Origin of the sequence: Nostoc spongiaeforme FACHB-130 (assembly GCF_014698475.1) — a bacterium.
Classification (GTDB): domain Bacteria; phylum Cyanobacteriota; class Cyanobacteriia; order Cyanobacteriales; family Nostocaceae; genus Nostoc_B; species Nostoc_B spongiaeforme.
Genome location: NZ_JACJTB010000020.1, coordinates 90,847 through 108,166 on the forward strand (window position 1 = coordinate 90,847; position 17,320 = coordinate 108,166).

Genomic DNA, 17,320 nt, shown 5'->3' on the forward strand with positions numbered 1-17,320 from the left:
ATAAAAAATAGGAAAATCTATGAATATTTCCGAGTTATTTATTCGTCGCCCAATCATGACGACTTTGGTAATGATTGGCGTTTTGATTTTCGGGCTGATGAGTTACCGAATGTTGCCTGTAAGTGACTTGCCAAATGTGGATTTTCCCACAATTCAGGTGAGTGCTAACTTGCCTGGGGCGAATCCAGAGACAATGGCGGCATCGGTGGCAACACCCCTAGAAGCCCAATTTTCGAGTATTGCTGGGTTGAGTTCGATGAACTCTACTAGTTCCTTGGGCAGTAGTCAGATTACCCTGCAATTTGATTTAAGTCGAGATATCGATGGGGCAGCCCAAGATGTGCAAGCTGCGATCGCCAAAGCCACGCGGCAATTACCTGCGGATATGCCCAGCCCCCCATCCTATCGCAAGGTGAACCCGGCCGATCAGCCCATCCTCTACATATCGTTGAATTCTGCTGTTCTTCCCCTGTCCACCGTAGACAAATATGCAGAGACACAACTGGCACAACGTTTATCAATGGTGAACGGGGTAGCACAGGTGCAAGTCTACGGTTCCCAAAAGTATGCGGTGAGAGTTTTGCTTGATCCCGAATCTCTCAGTGCCAAAGGTATAGGCGTTGATGAAGTTGCCGATGCTATTAGCAAAGGGAATGCCAACATTCCTACGGGGACACTTTACGGTCAAGAGCAAAATTATACAATTCAAGCTAACGGTCAACTTAATGATGCGGCTGCCTATCGTTCTTTAATTGTCAGTTACCAAGGCGGTGCGCCAGTCCAACTCGGAGAAATTGCCCAAGTCTTAGATAGTGTAGAAAATGACAAAGTGGCGAGTTGGTATTTTACTAAGACAGAAAAGGCGAAGCAAAAATCTAATTCTGGTGTACGGGCGATTGTTTTAGCGATTCAAAAGCAACCGGGAACTAATACCGTCGAAGTCGTGGAAGCGATTAAAAAACTGCTGCCGAAATTCCGCGAACAAATCCCCGCAGCCGTGAATATGGAAATTCTCTACGATCGCTCCCAAGCTATCCGCGAATCAGTTGATGATGTCCAGTTTACGCTGTTATTGACTATTGGTTTGGTTGTGTTAGTAATTTTCCTATTTCTTCGCAACCTACGAGCCACAATTATTCCCAGTTTGGCAGTACCTTTATCCTTGGTTGCCACCTTTGGCGTGATGCTACTGTTGGGCTTCTCCCTCGATAACCTTTCACTAATGGCGTTGACTCTTTCCGTCGGTTTTGTGGTGGATGATGCGGTAGTGATGCTAGAAAATATCGTCCGCCACATAGAAATGGGTGAAAGTCGCTTGCAGGCTGCGTTGAATGGCTCACGAGAAATAGGTTTTACCATTCTCTCTATGACCATTTCCTTAGTCGCCGTGTTTATTCCCGTGTTGTTTATGGGCGGGATTTTAGGGCGATTATTCCGCGAGTTTGCTGTGACTATTAGCGTGGCGATTTTGGTATCGGGAATAATTTCTCTGAGTTTGACACCAATGCTGTGTTCTCGATTCTTGCTTCCACCCCATCACCAGCAAGAAGACGAAACAGAACCAGTGAAAAAAGGTTTCAAAGGCAAAATTCAACGATTTAACCGGGGACTTTATAACACTTCCGAAAAATTTTTCGATGTCATCTTGGGTGGCTATGAGTGGAGTTTAAAGCGATCGCTCAAATATCATCGCACGACTATGTTTATCTCTGGGGCAATCGTAGTTGCCACAGTTTATTTATTTATGATTGTGCCGAAAGGCTTTATTCCGACTGCGGATGTGGGACAAATCACCGCCTCTACCCAAGCCGCCGAGGATATCTCCTTTGATGAAATGGTAAAACATCAACAGGCAGTTGCAGCGATCGCAGATCGTGACCCAAATATCAGGGCGATTAACTCCAGCGTCGGTGCAGGAGGGGCAAATTCTTCTAGTAATACTGGGCGCTTATTTATTAGTCTCAAACCCCGCGAAGAACGTAAATTGAGTGCCGATGAAATTGTCCAAGAACTACGCCCCAAGCTGTCACGCATCCCTGGAATGAAGGTTTTTTTGCAAAACCCACCAGCGATTAATATTGGCGGACAACAAAGCAAAGCTCAGTATCAATTCAGCTTACAAAGTCCGAATATTCAAGAGTTATATCAGTATGCGCCGACTTTAGAAGACAAACTCCGGGGACTACCTGATTTACAAGATGTCAACAGTGATTTGCAAATCAAAAACCCCCAAGTCCAAGTTGATATCAACCGTGATCAAGCTGCATCTATGGGGCTAACTGCCGAACAAATCGAAACAGCCCTGAGTAATGCCTACGGTACACGACAAGTTTCCACAATCTACGCTTCAGATAGCCAATATCAAGTGATTATGGGAGTCGAACCCAAATATCAGGGAGATCCCAGTGCTTTAGAACTGCTATCAATTCACTCTCCGACTGGACAACTAGTACCCTTAAATGCAGTCGCCAGCATCTCGAAAGGTGTAGGGCCTTTGACTATCAACCACTCAGGACAGTTAGCGTCTGTAACTATTTCCTTTAATCTCAAACCCGGAGTATCCCTTGGTAGCGTCACTGAGAAAATTGAACAAATTGCCCGTCAAACATTACCCGCCAGCATTACAACAGGTTTCCAAGGTTCTGCACAAGCCTTTCAGTCTTCCTTGCAAGGGTTGGGATTATTGCTATTGGTGGCAATTTTAGTAATTTATATTGTGTTGGGAATTCTCTATGAGAACTTTATTCACCCTTTGACTATTCTTTCGAGTTTGCCATCAGCCGGATTTGGCGCATTGTTAACCTTGTTGCTATTCCAAGTTGACTTGAATATTTACGCCTTTGTCGGCATTATCTTGCTAATTGGGATTGTGAAGAAAAACGGCATTATGATGGTTGACTTTGCCATAGAAGCTAGGCAAAGCGGTAAAACTCCCTACGATGCCATCTATGAGGCTTGTGTCGTCAGGTTTCGCCCCATTATGATGACCACAATGGCCGCTTTGATGGGAACTTTACCCATCGCCCTGGGGTTGGGTGCAGGTGGAGATACACGCCGTCCCCTTGGTTTAGCAGTCGTTGGGGGATTGCTGTTTTCCCAATTTTTAACGCTGTATTTAACACCTGTGTTTTATACATACATGGAATCTTGGCAAAGCTTTATGAAAAAACGCCAGTGGCGCAAACAATCAGATTCTCATGCAGTGTAAAACTTAGTGAGTAGGTTGGGTGGAGGCGCACAACAGATATTGGCAACAACACAGCAAGTCTATATTGCGCCATAACCCAACACCAAATTATGAGATTTTGAGAAAATATTGCGACAGGTAAAATCATTGTGGAGTGAATTTTATCTTGGAATTGAGATATTTTGATAGTTGAAAGTTTTGTGGTTTTCTTCATGGCATTTGTTGGGTTACGCTGTCGCTCCACCCAACCTACAGAAGAGGCTACAAACGAGACGATAGTACTGGGTTGTGAAAAAGTATTCTTTTTAACGAACCGCAAAGGACGCAAAGGACACAAAGAAGGAGAAGAAGGAAAAGAAAGAGAATTTCACAAATGATTTAGGATTGCTATAGCATTTGTTAGGTTCCGCTTCGTTCCACCCAACCTACAAACGGGGCGATCGTACTTTATGAAAAAACGCCAATGGCGTAAACAGCCAGACTCTCACGCAGTTTAAAACTATCGCAGTCCTAAATCATTTGTGAATAACAAGATCCCCGACTTCTTCAAGAAGTGGGGGATCTAAGCCTCTCAATTTTTAGTCTCTATCAAGTTAGCAGCGTCAATTATTACCACCAAATTCGATTACCATTTTCGTCAACTCTGGCTTGACGAATCACGTCGGAAATTTCTTCCGCATCTTTGACATGGTGCAGTGCTTTTTTCTCACCGTTGGGTTCTTCCACAATAAAATAGGTGGGAACTTTAATATGATCGCCTGTAATATCTGGTGAATCGACAGCAACCTGTTTTGCTTTTTCCTCGATAGATTGAGGTTGATCTGAGATTCTATCTCCAGGATTTGCAGTTAAGTTTCTTTCTTTGGCGGTGGGTTCTTCGCGTGAATGCCAATCTTTGCTGACGGGCTGTTCAATTTCGGCTTGATTATTTTCGGGTTGATTATTTTGATTTTCTAATTCTTCAGTCATGGCTAGTTCACAAATTAAAACTATGTATTCACTAACTCAATTTATAAAATTAAAGCCATGATGCTGTCCTTCTTCAGAGAGAGTTTCTGATGAAATTAAAAGGTAGATATTAGGGAGTAGGGAGTAGGCAATATTTATTTTTGCGGTTTGGTTTCTGTCTTTTTAGTTAGTTGAAAGGGTGTATATTTACCTCCCAAAGCTTCAACAATAGCGCGGGTATTTGCCTCCATCATTTTGATGTATGTTTCGCCATTGCTACCTTTAGCACCAATGGAATCAGAATAAAGTTGTTGAGGCGCTAGTTGCACGCCTGCTTCTTGAGCTACGGTTTTGATTAAGGTGGGATTAATAGTAGTTTCGGCAAAAATTGCGGGTACACCTGTTTTTTTCACTGATTCTACTAATCTTTGTACAGTTTGGGCGCTTGGTTGTTCTTCGGTGCTGATGCCAATTAAAGTTCCGGCGATCGCAATACTATATGCACGTCCATAATATTGAAAAGCATCATGGGTTGTAATTAGTTTGCGTTTATCGGGCGGAATGGTTTGAATTTGTTGATTTATCCAGGTATGCAGTTGTTTTAATTCATCGGTTAATTCGGCTGCGTTTTGAGTAAATTCTGCTTTATCTGCTGGCGATAACTCAATCAACGCATCTCGAATCACATTTACCATCGCGGCCGCATTTTCCGCACTTCCCCAAACATGGGGGTCTGGTACAATTTCACCTTTACCTTTATCTAACTCCAAGGGTTTGACTATTTCCCCTACGGCTACCTTCTTTCCTTTTCCAGCCGCATTCATTAACTTAATTAATCCTGGTTCTAAGTTATAGCCGTTATACAAAATTAAATTGGCTTCTTCTAAAAATCGACTATCGGCGGGGACTGGTTCATAAACATGGGGATCAGCACCGGGTTTGAGGATTCCTTTGAGTTGAATTTCGTCGCCGCCAACTTCTTGGGTTAAGTCTGCAATGATGGTGCTAGTAGCCACAACCCTCGGTTTATCACTACCTTTGGTAGTTGTGGAGTTGGTGTTGTTTTGACTACAACTAAACAAAGCCAACGGTAAAAGCATTCCCAGACACAGCCGCGAAACCAAGCTAAAAAATTCTGGTTTCCTTCTAGGGATGGTTGGCTTTTGTTGGACGAAAACGCCCTCTATCTCAGGTATTACACTCATTTATCTGTGACATTACTGCTTATTATAGATTTTTTCATATTTTTCTCATTTTTGTAGTAAGCTCAAGTAATAAATATGAAAATACCCTTATGGAAAACGTTTCTTTTTACGCCAACTTGGGACATACCCAAAAGATTGGTGAACATTCTGCATCGTATATCAAAGCTATTGATATGAATTCCACAGATGCAATTTCTATCGCCCACTTGGGAGTACATTACCGGACTCAAGAAGCCTTGAGGGATATTAATTGTGTGATTCAACCAGGAAGATTAACAGGGATTTTTGGCCCGAATGGTGCGGGCAAAAGTACGCTGATGAAAGCAATGTTGGGCTTGGTTCCTGTTAGTATTGGTGTGGTAAAGTACCAAAACCAACCATTGGTGCAGCAAAAGTCAAAAGTGGCTTATGTCCCCCAACGCAGCCAAATTGATTGGACTTATCCCGCCACAGTTTGGGATGTGGTGATGATGGGAAGAGTCAAGAAAACTGGCTGGTTGCGTAGCTTTTCGGGAGTGAGTCGTCAAATAGCAAATAGCGCCCTAGAAAGAGTCGGGATGAGTGAATTCCGCGATCGCCCCATAGGACAATTATCAGGAGGACAACAACAACGAGTCTTTTTAGCCCGCGCCTTGACACAACAAGCAGATATCTTCTGTTTTGACGAACCATTGGTAGGGATTGATCAAAAAACCCAAGCCGTAATTTTTGAAGTCTTCCAAGAACTCGCCGCCGAAAATAAAATCGTCCTAGTCGTGAACCACGACTTAGGCGAATCCATCACCCATTTTGATGACTTGATTTTACTCAACCGTGAATTAGTCGCCACAGGTTCTAGACAACAAGTCCTCACCGAACAAAACCTACATCTGGCTTACGGCGGGAAAGTTATGTACTTCTCCGACGCAGCTTAAAATCTTTTTCTTAGCGTCCTACCCTTCGGGAAGCCACTTCGTGTCTATGCGCCCTTTGCGGTTCGTTTAAATCTTTATGCTAGAAGCACTAATCGAGCCGTTACAATACGGCTTTATGCAGCGATCGCTAGTGATTGCTATTTTAGTTGGTTTGTTGTGTGCAGTTGTGGGTAGTTACTTAATGGTGCAACGACTCGCACTCTTAGGTGATGCTATCAGTCATTCTGTGTTACCAGGATTAGCCATCGCTTTTATGTTAGGCGCAAATATCTTTGTTGGCGCATTTATCGCCGGGGTTTTGAGTACAATGGCGATCGCCTGGATTAGGACGCGATCGCCAATTAAAGAAGATGCTGCAATGGGCATAGTTTTTTCTGCATTCTTCGCTCTTGGTATCACTTTAATTACAGTTGTTCAAAAAGATAATAAAATCGACCTGAATCACTTTTTATTTGGCAACATTCTCGGCGTTACCGTTGATGAAGTGCGAGACACAGCCATCATCGCTACCATTGTTTTAGTAGTCGTAATTTTAATCTACAAAGAACTTTTATTTTACACCTTTGACCCTTTAGGCGCTCACGCCGCCGGCTTACCAGTCAATCGCCTCAACTTTGGATTAATGTTACTCATTGCTTTAACAATTGTCGCCAGTATGAAAGCCGTCGGCGTAATTTTAGTTTTATCGCTGTTAATTACTCCTGGGGCGACAGCTTATTTATTAGTCAAACGCTTACACGAAGTCATGATTTTAGGCGCGGTAATTGGAGTATTTTCCAGTATTAGCGGAATGTATCTCAGTTACTTTTATAATTTGCCTTCCGGCCCGGCGATTGTTTTGGTAGTATCAGGATTATTTATTTTGGCGTTATTATTTAGTCCAAAACATGGGGTGTTGATACCAAGTGTGAATCGCAAGTAAATTTTTTTAAAGCCAATTCTGAATTCTTAATTCTGTCTTCTGACTCCTCTTTATTGACTAAATAGCCCATAAGATAATTTAGTTTCCCATTTATTGCCACTTCTTTCCATGTATAGCAAATTGCCATATTGTGGTGTTATAGGACAAAAAGCAGTCATCTGAATTAACGCTTGAGAAAAATCATCCGAAAAGCCTGGAAGAGTGAATGTATAGAACATAGACCATCTATGGTCATATTGATTGAAAAGGTTGTCATACTCTGCGCTAGACAGTAGATTAACTTTGGGATTATTAATCAATGAACTTAATAAGGAAGGTTGACTGTTAATCGATATCCAATTATCAAAAGTCTCTTTTTTGAGATCAGGAAACCCTGAAATTTTCATACCATATATTTCTGTTTCTTTTATCCGCAGATTTTCCCAAGTAATATCCTTAAGACTAGTTTTAGTAATTACCGAACTGGACTTTTCTAAAAGATATTCTCCTGCAATTTTGTAATCTTCAACTAAGGTCGCAAAAAGGTTGGTTTCATGTTGCGATCGCATATTTTTTTAATCTTATTTTATGGTTAATCAAGGTTGACAATATCCCCTTATTCAGAGGTATTGTCAACCTTGATTAATTTGTAACCGATTTTAAAATAAAGTTAATCGGTAATTACCGCGTTGGCTAGGATTACTAGAGGTGACAACTATATAATAAGTACCATCTTCAGGTAATCTCGCTCGGTCAATGAGGGTGCTATATTTACCATCGCGATCGCTATTAGCCGCAATTCTTTGTCCTTGAGAATTGAGTAAAACGATATAAGGCGAAAACTCTTCATTGACACTATCTACACGAATACTAACCAATTGATTTTTTTTACCTTGAAATTCTTTCACATTGTAGGGAGTCCCATTTTGTTTCAGGACTAAGTTTTGCTGACTCAATTCTCCTGTTTCGTCTAAAATGTAGCTGGCTCGATCATCTCGAATCGCCAGACTATAACGGCCTGTATCTCCAGGGTTTTGGCTAGTCACAGCAATTGTATATATACCCGCTACAGGTAAGCGTGCAAAAATAAAAGCATCCCTTTCTGTTTCACCACCGCCTCGTTTGAGGATGACGTTATTATTGGGGTCGAGGAGAAACATATAAGGACGTAAACTTAAGTTGTTAGAACGCCTTTGATCTGCACTACCCAAGAGGCGAATTTGAACTAGTTGGTTTTCTCTACCCTCAAATTGATAGAAATGATATGGTCTACCTTGCGATTGAAAATCTCTTTTATCCAGAATACCAAAGGCAATATCAACAAAGTTGATGTTTCTATAATTAGGTGTTCGAGAATTAGCCGCAGCTACGCCCCTAGAGTTTCTACTTCTCCCTGAGTTAGTGTTTGGTGTTTGTCTTCTACCTGGAGTTGGTGATACAGACCGATTTTGTGATGGTTGCGGTGTGGAATTAGTTTCTCTGGGATTTGACCTTACAGGTGCTGGTTGCGGTGTGGGGTTACTGTTTCTGGGAGGGGAATTAGTTTCTCTGGGATTTGACCTTACAGGTGCCGTTTGTGGAGTTGGATTACTTTCTGGTGGAGATGCTTCGGGAGTAGAATTAGTGGGTGCTGGTTGCAGAGTTGAATTACTTTCTGGTGGTGGGACACTTACTGGTAGAGGTGAATCAATAGATTGAGTACGCTGTGGTGTTACAGGGGGTTCCGCCGCCGGAATTTGTTCAATACCTTGTTGTACTGCTTCTGGCTGTCGTTCATCGGGTGTTTTAGCAAGTTGGAATTGTCGAGAAAGTGTAGGGAGTTCTAAAGCAGAGATTGGTAGGATATGACTAGCGATCGCTACACTACTAGCAAAAATCAATAAAGTCAAATTCATCCTCTTACGGTATTTTTGATTGTTTTGTCCTGCCATCTTGCACTCCTCTTTTTGATTTTTATTAAATTATCTCTGCCCGTAGATAGATACGTTTTGAAATGAATAATCAGGAATTAAAAAATAATTAAAATTTTATGTGTTTCAGCTAATACTCAGCACTGTCTTGGTCATTAATAGAGAACATACAATTGAGACAATACAAATTATCAACAGTAGTTATCATACTACCAATAAACAAAAAAAATCGAGGATTGTAAATTTATAACTACTGTTATCAGTGTATATTAATTATTTAATTGCTAGAAGTTTCCCTGCAACTTCATAGCAAAATTATACGTCATCAACTAACATAGATACAAATATAAAATGGATTCCCAGTATGGTCTGCTGCTTGAATCCCGATTGCCCTGAACCGTTAAATTCCGATGAAAATCAGTATTGTCAAAGTTGCAATACACCATTAGTAAGATTATTGCGAGGGCATTATCGTGTCATTAAAGTACTATCAGATGAAGGTGGATTTGGCAGAACCTATCTTGCGGAAGATGTAGATAAACTGAATGAATGGTGTGTAGTTAAACAATTCGCACCCAAAGTTCAGGAAGCTGCTGCTATTAAGAAAGCAATTTCATTATTTCAAGAAGAAGCAAAAAGATTACAGCATTTGGGAGAACACCCCCAAATACCAGCTTTATTAGCTTATTTTGAGCAAGATAATTATTTATTTTTAGTTCAACAGTTTATTGATGGACAGAATTTACTCCAGGAATTACGTCAAGGAATCACTTATAACGAAACTCAAGTTATGCGATTTCTGCTCGATTTATTGCCTGTACTGAAATTCATTCACGATCGCGGCGTAATTCATCGAGATATTAAACCACAAAATATTATTCGTCGTCGCAGTGATGGCAAATTAATCTTAATTGATTTTGGTGCATCCAAGCAGTTAACAGCCACAGTTCATACTAAATTAGGCACAACCATTGGTTCACATGGTTATACTCCCATTGAACAAATGCAAGATGGTCAAGCTTATCCAGCCAGTGATTTATATAGTTTGGGGGTGACTTGCTTTCATTTGTTGACGGGAAATGCACCGTCAAAATTGTGGATGCAGCAAGGCTATAGTTGGGTGAAATCTTGGCGACGATATCTACCAAATGCAAATACAACTAGGATAACTATAAGCTCAAAATTAGGGAAAGTTTTGGATAAACTGCTGACTACAGATATCAAACAACGTTATCAAGCAGCAGATCAAGTCTTGGAAGATTTGAAAAAACAATCCTTAGCATCTCCAACATCAACTAGTTCATTCGCATCTGCATCAACTTTACTCACGGTTCCGGGAAGCCAACAGAAGTTATTGGCGTTCAAATTCAATGATAACTGGCAAAAATTATTGCTCGTCAATGTTGTCGTGATACTGTTGGGATTAGGCGGAATTTGGTATTTTCAGTTTCTCCCTAAGCTTGATACTACCGCAGTCTCAGAAAATCTAGACCAACCCAAAACTTTTAGAGGACACGCGAGTGATGTTAATTCTGTTGCTTTTGCGCCTAATGGTCAAATTTTAGCGAGTGGTAGTGATGATCAAACAATCAAACTGTGGAATCTAGCGACGGGAACGGAAATTTCCACCCTCAAAGGACACTTGAAATGGATTTGGGCGATCGCCTTTCATCCTGATGGTAAAATTCTCGCTAGTGGTAGTGCCGATAAAACAATTAAACTCTGGAATCTGGCTACAGCCGAAGAAATTCGCACTCTCACAGGACATACTGATGGCGTAGCGGCTGTTGCTTTTAGTCCTAATAGTCAAACCTTAGCCAGTGCAAGCTTAGATCAGACTATTAAATTATGGGATCTGGCAACAGGTAAGTTAATTCGCACTTTTTCAGGACACAGCCAAACTGTTGCAACCATCGCCTTGAGTCCCGATGGCAAAACTTTAGCTAGTGGTAGTTGGGACAAAACTATTAAACTCTGGAATGTGGCAACTGGTAAACAAATTCGCACTTTGGAAGGACATACACAATTAATTCTGTCTTTAGCCTTCAGCCCTGATGGTAAAACTTTGGCTAGTGGTAGTAAAGATAAAACAGTGAAACTTTGGGATGTGACAACAGGCGAGACAATTCGCACGCTCAAACAACATTCTGATAAAGTCAATTCTGTGGCTTATGGTAAGACTGGCAACGGTACTATACTTGCCAGTGGTAGTAGTGATAATACAATTAAATTGTGGAATCCGGCGAATGGTGCAGAAATTCGCACCTTAAAACGTGATTCTGGTTATATATATTCTGTGGCGATTAGTGCAGATGGTCAAGCGATCGCTAGTGGCGGTAGTGCAGAAAATATTATCAAAATTTGGCCGATATCACCCTAGAGACGCGAGATTTCGCGTCTCTAGATTCTCAATTAACTATTTACGATTTCCGCTTAATATTTACTACTCTCTATTCCCCACCGCCCTAAATTTGCTCTTAATAAACTTAATTTAGCGAATCCAATCTTAATATTTATTAAATATCAAAAACAATAATTATAATTCTTATTACATATAAATTGTATTTTGTAAGTAAATCATCGAAAGTATTGACAGAAAATTTATCTATTAAATAAAATACTGGCAGATGTAGATTATATCTAATAGCAAAAGTTACGAAAATTATTTGCTGAAATAATAACAGCAAGCACAACAAAAGAATTGGGATAAAACTTATGAAAGCTCAAATCATTGCTGCTTTAACCTTTTTTGCAGCCATTGTCAGCTTAGAAAACCCGGTTCGCGCTCAGTCATTAGCGGCTCCCAATGTCAGCCAAGAAAACTACAAAGTAACTAGTGATTATTTAGAAGGAATTGGGACAAGAACAGCCGAAGATGACTTCATGAAATTCTTTGAAGGAGGAGAAATAAACCGCATCTCCAACAATACTCAAACAAAGAAATCACCGGCGGATGGACTGCGTTTTAATCGAGCGATCGCACTTCCTGATAACTCGATTTTTTTACTACCCGCAGCTCAGTCTACAGATGGTAATAATGGGTTAGAACTACAGGTAGATTTAGGTAATTAAAAAAGAAATAGAAAGTGGTTGTATAGGAAATCACAATTGTGATTTCCTATACAAATTACATTGACAAGTGACAGGTTGATTTCCTAAGTAAGCTAATCGTCATTTAAATTGCATTATGTTTAATGGTAAATAAAGCTCCAAACCCTCTCCCTTGCACCCTGCACCCTTGCGGTCTCAATGTGCAGAATAAATGTTTAACAGCTTACCTTGGCTACTGCAATAAAAAGGAGTCAGAAGACAGACTTCAGAATTCAGAATTCAGAATACTCCACCCATGTTCACGAAGTGTTCCCGTAGGGTAGGGATGGAGTTTTAGTCGGAAGAATACTTGAATTTCCTTGTGCATCGCAAGGGGCAAGGTTTTAAAACAATATTCATCATCCAGTCGTACAGAATTCAATACAGTTCAGTTAAGACTAAAAAGCAATTCTGGTGTAGGTTGGGTGGAGGAACGAAACCCAACAGAGTATGCGTGAATGTTGGGTTACGCTATCGCTACATCCAACCTACTATTCTCTGCGGTTTTTATGATAAGTCTTTTACCGGACATGATATGAGTCTTGTTAAGACTCCATCCTCACAAAATCCTCAAATTATCCTCCTATAAGTATGCGTATGAAGCTGAATGAGGAGTAAATTTATTTACCATGTTTTAGCTGACATAACTGGTAGTATTTTGACAATTACTCCTCGTCTTTCCTATCGGCACCCTACACAATACATACAGGAAAAAGAAACTTTATGTTATTGACTGAATTCCCAACAGAAGATTCAGCATTAGAGTTATCAAATCCGCAAATATTATTGACTACGTTGCGAGAATTACGGCAATCAGTATATGAAGAAGGACAAGAAATTTTTAGTCGCTGGCGATCGCGCATCCAAAGACCAGCTTTTATTGATAGTAGCCTTATATTGTCGAAGCAGTGGCAATTTTAGACGATGTGCTAACCAGAATGGAAGCTCATCAAACGAAGAAAACACCACAGTTGCGTGCTTTACATTCTTGGTAATTAAGTAGTTGTTGGTTATGTGCGGCACAAAGTTATAGGTTTTTACGCAGTAAATATCCTAATCTAGATGCTCTGTGTCAACATAATAGTATTTTTTCTCGCTTAGTGGTACAATTATACTACTCATGCAGAAATCAATGCTCGTTTTAGTCAAGCGAAGGTGGCCAGTAGTTTTATGACTAGTGTGCAATGCCATCGCTTGGCTTTTATGCTAGAAATAACGCACAATAGGAAGTTTATAAATTAATTCATAATTACGAATTAGGAATTATTGAGATTAGGAGGATTCAATGAACAGTTGCATTTTAATGGCAGATATTATTCAAGAGCCACAATTACGCTACACAGCAGATAATTTGGCAGTTACAGAAATGCTAGTACAGTTTTCTAATTCCCAGCGCCCGGAAGATCCGCCAGCAACATTAAAAGTTGTCAGTTGGGGAAATTTAGCTACCGAAGTACAGCAAAATTATCATCAAGGCGATCGCGTTATTATAGAAGGTCGTTTAGGGATGATTACATTTGAGCGTCGTCCTGAAGGTTTTAAAGAAAAACGTGCCGAACTGACAGTACAACGTATTCATCCTGTAGGTAAAGGTTTCGTTACTACTTCATCAGTCCCAGAAACCTACTCACAACCAGCAACTTCAGCCGCAACATATACTCAAGCTGAGGTTCCCAGTTATGATTCACCCCGTCCCGCGCCTGCGCCTGCTACCAGTAATGTGAGTGTTGCGCCGCCAGTCAAAAACCCTGAACCAGTATATCAACCAAGCAATTTTGAGCGCAGCTATACGCCACCTACAGAAGAACCAGATCCAGATGATATTCCGTTTTAAACGTGAGTTCGATGAGTGTTGAAAATTTTCATCTGGAAACCATCTCCCGCCTTGGTATTGATTCCGAGGCGGGAGTGATTTTTGTTGCTGAAGCAAGGATGCGATCGCTTCTGGTAGTTCTTTCAGTTGGCTTCTGGAACAAACTGCATATTTTCGCTAAGTAAAACATATTGATCAGAACATAGGCAAAAGTATAAACTTGCTGACCATATCCAATATTACTTAGCTATTTTTTATACTTTTAAATAATATAAGTGGAGGTAATGTTACAATGTGTTTTCATATTCAAACTATAGTCAATGCTGTTGGCTTTACTGCTATATCTTTGAGTGTGCAGTTAATTCATGATTCTTCTTTAGCACAGTCCCCAAAACCCGGAAATTGCATTCAAACTACAAATAGTCTTAGTCAGGTCACAAATTGTCAACAAAAACAGCTTAACCCATTGTTAATTGCGGAAATTCCAATTAATCAGTTAAAGTCAATTAATTTTACAGATATTAGTGGTGTCAACGGCGAAACAGAAATTAGACAATTAGCACAACTGGGAGTTTTAGAAACCACATCAGGGGAATTTCGACCCCAAGCACCTGTTACTCGTGGTCAGTTCGTTGCCTGGCTAGTCAAAACCTATAATAAGTTACATCGAGATTCAATTCGTCTATCTCAGAACAACCGTTTAGCTTTTCCTGATGTATCTTCCTCTCATCCCCACTTTACCTTTATTCAAGCTGCTCACAATGCTGGTTTTCTCGCTGGGTTTGATGATGGTAACTTTAAACCAGATGACATTTTGACAAGAGAGCAAATGATTGTTCTCAAAACTACCTTAGAGTCTAATCCTAAAGTGAGAAATAATTCTTCTGCATTGCGTAACTACCGCAACTTCATTAGTAACAATAGAGGCTTCAGTGATGCTGAACAAATCAATGATAGGTATCTGCCTTACATTGCTTTTGATTTAGGTAATGCTGCTGGGATTGGCAACTTTACAAGAGTTTATGGACGTACCCCCATTTATGCACCCCAAAAAGCCGTGACAAGAGCAGAAGCAGCTTTACTTTTGTCTCGCTTCCGTAAGGGTGGAACAGTAGAGCAGGCTTTAAAAAGAGGAAACAGATAAGGTTTTTGAGGATGGACATCTTGCCCATCTCTTGTATTTTTAGACAGGCAAGATGCCTAAACTACAAAAATCATACCGTGATTTAGTAATGCCAAAAATTAAAATTGCAGACATAGTATCTAAACTACTGCTAAAATCCAAATAATTTTCTGTATCCATAACTCCTATGAGTGAAACAGTCCTAGAGGTTCGCAATCTCCAAGTTGAATTTTCCAGTGATGACAACAGTCTCAAAGCTGTAGATGGAATTTCTTTTGAACTACATCGGGGGGAAACTCTAGGAATTGTAGGAGAATCGGGAAGTGGCAAATCTGTAACTTCACTGGCTGTTATGGGGTTGTTACAAACTCCCGGTAGAGTCAGTGGTGGGGAAATTTGGTTTCGTCAGCAGCCAGAAGCCAAGCCGATTAATTTGGTGGAGTTACCGCCGGAACAAATGCAGCTACACCGTGGCGGCGACTTGGCGATGATTTTCCAAGAACCGATGAGTTCGCTGAATCCAGTTTATACGATTGGGTTTCAGCTAACGGAAGCGATTATGCGCCATCAAAATGTTTCGATCGCTGAAGCTAGGCAAATTGCGATCGCAGGTTTGCAAGAAGTTAAACTCTTACCTAGCGATGAACTCATCAAACAACAATATCTCGAAACTTGGCCGCAAACCAACCCCCATTCACCCACACCAGATGATTACAAACTGGCGCAGTTGGTAAAACAGCACAAAGAAGCCATCTTAGACCGTTATCCACATCAACTTTCCGGCGGACAGTTGCAACGGGTGATGATTGCAATGGCCATTTCTTGTAACCCATTGCTGTTAATTGCAGATGAACCAACCACAGCCTTAGATGTGACGGTGCAAGCCACAATTATTGATTTGTTGGGAGAATTGCAACAAACCCGCGAGATGGCGTTGATTTTCATCACCCACGACTTGGGATTAATCTCGGAAATTGCCGATAAAGTCGCGGTGATGTACAAAGGTAAAATTGTGGAATATGGTGCAGCCGCAGATATTTTTAGTCATCCCCAACATCCATATACTAAGGGATTAGTTGCATGTCGCCCCACACTTAACCGTCGTCCTCATAAACTACTGACGGTTGCAGATTATATGAGTGTGGAGGAAACAGCCAACGGAGATTTATTAATTCAGGCGAAAGAACCACCACAGCCGCCAGAAATCACACCCGAAGAAATTAATACTCGCTTGATAAATCTGGAAGAAAAACCGCCTTTATTGCAAATCCGCAATTTGAAAGTTGGTTTCCCGGTGCGGGGTGTGTTTGGTGGAACAAAACGCTACAACATGGCGGTTAATGATGTTTCTTTTGATGTCAAACCAGGGGAAACTTTAGGGTTAGTGGGTGAGTCTGGTTGCGGGAAAACGACTCTCGGTCGGACTTTATTGCGATTAATTGAACCGATAAGCGGTGATATTATTTTTGACGGGCAGAATATCACCAAGTTGAAGGGTGAAGCATTGCAGAGACTCCGGCGGGAAATGCAAATTGTCTTTCAAAACCCCTTTAGCGCCCTTGACCCCCGGATAAAAGTTGGCGACGCAATTATGGAACCGTTGTTAATTCACGCTGTGGGTAAAACAGTAAAACAACGGCGTGACAGAGTTGCAGAATTATTAGAAAGGGTGGGTTTGAGTCCAGATGCGATGAATCGCTATCCCCATCAATTTTCCGGTGGTCAGCGTCAACGGATTTGTATTGCCCGTTCTTTGGCTTTAAATCCCAGATTTATTATTTGTGATGAATCAGTTTCGGCGCTAGATGTATCGGTACAAGCGCAAGTATTGAATTTGTTGAAAGAATTGCAAGATGAATTTCAACTGACTTATATCTTTATTTCCCATGATTTGAGTGTAGTGAAATTTATGAGCGATCGCATTTTAGTCATGAATCGCGGTCAAATTGTCGAACAAGGCACAGCCGAAAGCATCTACCGCGAACCAAAACAAGCATATACACAAAAATTAATTGCTTCCATTCCTACAGGTAGCCCAGAACGAATACGCAGCCGGCAAGTGGGAACTATGTAATGTTATCAATTACTAGGCAAACTGTAAGCCATGATTCTAGGTGTAGCGACTGTCTTAAAAGTCAAGCGATCGGGAGCAAAAAATGAAGCAGAGGAAGTAAAGAAAAAAGAAACAAGAGAAAAAAACATACATTCCAAAGTGAGCCAGTCATGCTG

15 protein-coding genes are annotated in these 17,320 nt (G+C 40.8%); 11 read left to right on the plus strand and 4 right to left on the minus strand.

All coding sequences use genetic code 11. The annotated features are described in order from the left end of the window. Positions 1-19: 19 nt before the first annotated feature. Positions 20-3,208 carry an efflux RND transporter permease subunit gene (locus tag H6G74_RS16175; protein ID WP_190968635.1) on the plus strand — a complete coding sequence of 1,063 codons (3,189 nt, stop codon included), beginning with the start codon at positions 20-22 and terminating at the stop codon, positions 3,206-3,208. 191 nt (positions 3,209-3,399) lie between these two features. Beyond that, positions 3,400-3,564: a hypothetical protein gene (locus H6G74_RS16180; protein WP_190968636.1), complete on the plus strand. Its 165-nt coding sequence runs from the start codon at positions 3,400-3,402 to the stop codon at positions 3,562-3,564. Between the two features lie 232 nt (positions 3,565-3,796). On the opposite strand, the gene H6G74_RS16185 is transcribed toward H6G74_RS16180, so the two are convergent. Together H6G74_RS16185 and H6G74_RS16190 are read right to left on the minus strand one after the other, a co-directional pair. Continuing rightward, positions 3,797-4,156 carry a hypothetical protein gene (locus H6G74_RS16185; RefSeq protein ID WP_190968637.1) on the minus strand — a complete coding sequence of 120 codons (360 nt, stop codon included), beginning with the start codon at positions 4,154-4,156 and terminating at the stop codon, positions 3,797-3,799. Between the two features lie 134 nt (positions 4,157-4,290). Then, entirely contained in the window at positions 4,291-5,340 is a 1,050-nt protein-coding gene (locus H6G74_RS16190) for a metal ABC transporter substrate-binding protein (protein WP_190968638.1), read from the minus strand. Positions 5,341-5,429: 89 nt separating this feature from the next. Here H6G74_RS16190 and H6G74_RS16195 point away from each other — a divergent pair, with 89 nt between their 5' ends. Continuing rightward, positions 5,430-6,254 carry a metal ABC transporter ATP-binding protein gene (locus tag H6G74_RS16195; protein WP_190968639.1) on the plus strand — a complete coding sequence of 275 codons (825 nt, stop codon included), beginning with the start codon at positions 5,430-5,432 and terminating at the stop codon, positions 6,252-6,254. Positions 6,255-6,330: 76 nt separating this feature from the next. Beyond that, positions 6,331-7,176, plus strand: coding sequence for a metal ABC transporter permease (locus H6G74_RS16200; RefSeq protein ID WP_190968640.1), 846 nt, complete (start codon positions 6,331-6,333; stop codon positions 7,174-7,176). Between the two features lie 50 nt (positions 7,177-7,226). Here the strand turns inward: H6G74_RS16200 and H6G74_RS16205 are convergent, their stop codons facing one another. Beyond that, complete coding sequence (locus H6G74_RS16205) at positions 7,227-7,724, minus strand: hypothetical protein (protein WP_190968641.1); 498 nt, start codon at positions 7,722-7,724, stop codon at positions 7,227-7,229. A gap of 90 nt (positions 7,725-7,814) precedes the next feature. Beyond that, on the minus strand, positions 7,815-9,086 hold the full coding sequence (locus H6G74_RS16210) for a PPC domain-containing protein (protein ID WP_190968642.1): 1,272 nt from the start codon (positions 9,084-9,086) through the stop codon (positions 7,815-7,817). Positions 9,087-9,429: 343 nt separating this feature from the next. Between H6G74_RS16210 and H6G74_RS16215 the strand changes: the two genes are divergently transcribed. The 7 genes from H6G74_RS16215 (at position 9,430) to H6G74_RS16245 (ending at position 17,165) form a co-directional block, all read left to right on the plus strand. Further along, a complete protein-coding gene (locus H6G74_RS16215; RefSeq protein ID WP_190968643.1) occupies positions 9,430-11,445 on the plus strand; it encodes a serine/threonine-protein kinase in 2,016 nt (671 codons plus the stop codon). 335 nt (positions 11,446-11,780) lie between these two features. Further along, positions 11,781-12,137, plus strand: a complete 357-nt coding sequence (locus H6G74_RS16220) for a hypothetical protein (protein WP_190968644.1) — start codon at positions 11,781-11,783, stop codon at positions 12,135-12,137. A 741-nt stretch (positions 12,138-12,878) separates the two neighbouring features. Further along, positions 12,879-13,076: a hypothetical protein gene (locus H6G74_RS16225; protein WP_190968645.1), complete on the plus strand. Its 198-nt coding sequence runs from the start codon at positions 12,879-12,881 to the stop codon at positions 13,074-13,076. A 364-nt stretch (positions 13,077-13,440) separates the two neighbouring features. Then, entirely contained in the window at positions 13,441-13,989 is a 549-nt protein-coding gene (locus H6G74_RS16230; protein WP_190968646.1) for a single-stranded DNA-binding protein, read from the plus strand. Between the two features lie 11 nt (positions 13,990-14,000). Then, positions 14,001-14,153: a hypothetical protein gene (locus tag H6G74_RS16235; protein ID WP_190968647.1), complete on the plus strand. Its 153-nt coding sequence runs from the start codon at positions 14,001-14,003 to the stop codon at positions 14,151-14,153. Positions 14,154-14,260: 107 nt separating this feature from the next. Beyond that, positions 14,261-15,112, plus strand: a complete 852-nt coding sequence (locus H6G74_RS16240) for an S-layer homology domain-containing protein (RefSeq protein ID WP_190968648.1) — start codon at positions 14,261-14,263, stop codon at positions 15,110-15,112. 166 nt (positions 15,113-15,278) lie between these two features. Then, positions 15,279-17,165 carry an ABC transporter ATP-binding protein gene (locus H6G74_RS16245; RefSeq protein ID WP_190968649.1) on the plus strand — a complete coding sequence of 629 codons (1,887 nt, stop codon included), beginning with the start codon at positions 15,279-15,281 and terminating at the stop codon, positions 17,163-17,165. Positions 17,166-17,320: the final 155 nt, after the last annotated feature.

Excerpts from the sequence above, each read along its gene's own strand:
- H6G74_RS16175 (WP_190968635.1), top strand. The coding sequence starts at position 20 with ATGAATATTTCCGAGTTATTTATTCGTCGCCCAATCATGACGACTTTG.
- H6G74_RS16185 (WP_190968637.1), bottom strand. The coding sequence starts at position 4,156 with ATGACTGAAGAATTAGAAAATCAAAATAATCAACCCGAAAATAATCAA.
- H6G74_RS16205 (WP_190968641.1), bottom strand. The coding sequence starts at position 7,724 with ATGCGATCGCAACATGAAACCAACCTTTTTGCGACCTTAGTTGAAGAT.
- H6G74_RS16235 (WP_190968647.1), top strand. The coding sequence starts at position 14,001 with ATGAGTGTTGAAAATTTTCATCTGGAAACCATCTCCCGCCTTGGTATT.
- H6G74_RS16190 (WP_190968638.1), bottom strand. The coding sequence starts at position 5,340 with ATGAGTGTAATACCTGAGATAGAGGGCGTTTTCGTCCAACAAAAGCCA.
- H6G74_RS16245 (WP_190968649.1), top strand. The coding sequence starts at position 15,279 with ATGAGTGAAACAGTCCTAGAGGTTCGCAATCTCCAAGTTGAATTTTCC.
- H6G74_RS16225 (WP_190968645.1), top strand. The coding sequence starts at position 12,879 with ATGTTATTGACTGAATTCCCAACAGAAGATTCAGCATTAGAGTTATCA.
- H6G74_RS16200 (WP_190968640.1), top strand. The coding sequence starts at position 6,331 with ATGCTAGAAGCACTAATCGAGCCGTTACAATACGGCTTTATGCAGCGA.
- H6G74_RS16210 (WP_190968642.1), bottom strand. The coding sequence starts at position 9,086 with ATGGCAGGACAAAACAATCAAAAATACCGTAAGAGGATGAATTTGACT.
- H6G74_RS16180 (WP_190968636.1), top strand. The coding sequence starts at position 3,400 with ATGGCATTTGTTGGGTTACGCTGTCGCTCCACCCAACCTACAGAAGAG.
- H6G74_RS16230 (WP_190968646.1), top strand. The coding sequence starts at position 13,441 with ATGAACAGTTGCATTTTAATGGCAGATATTATTCAAGAGCCACAATTA.
- H6G74_RS16215 (WP_190968643.1), top strand. The coding sequence starts at position 9,430 with ATGGTCTGCTGCTTGAATCCCGATTGCCCTGAACCGTTAAATTCCGAT.
- H6G74_RS16220 (WP_190968644.1), top strand. The coding sequence starts at position 11,781 with ATGAAAGCTCAAATCATTGCTGCTTTAACCTTTTTTGCAGCCATTGTC.
- H6G74_RS16195 (WP_190968639.1), top strand. The coding sequence starts at position 5,430 with ATGGAAAACGTTTCTTTTTACGCCAACTTGGGACATACCCAAAAGATT.
- H6G74_RS16240 (WP_190968648.1), top strand. The coding sequence starts at position 14,261 with ATGTGTTTTCATATTCAAACTATAGTCAATGCTGTTGGCTTTACTGCT.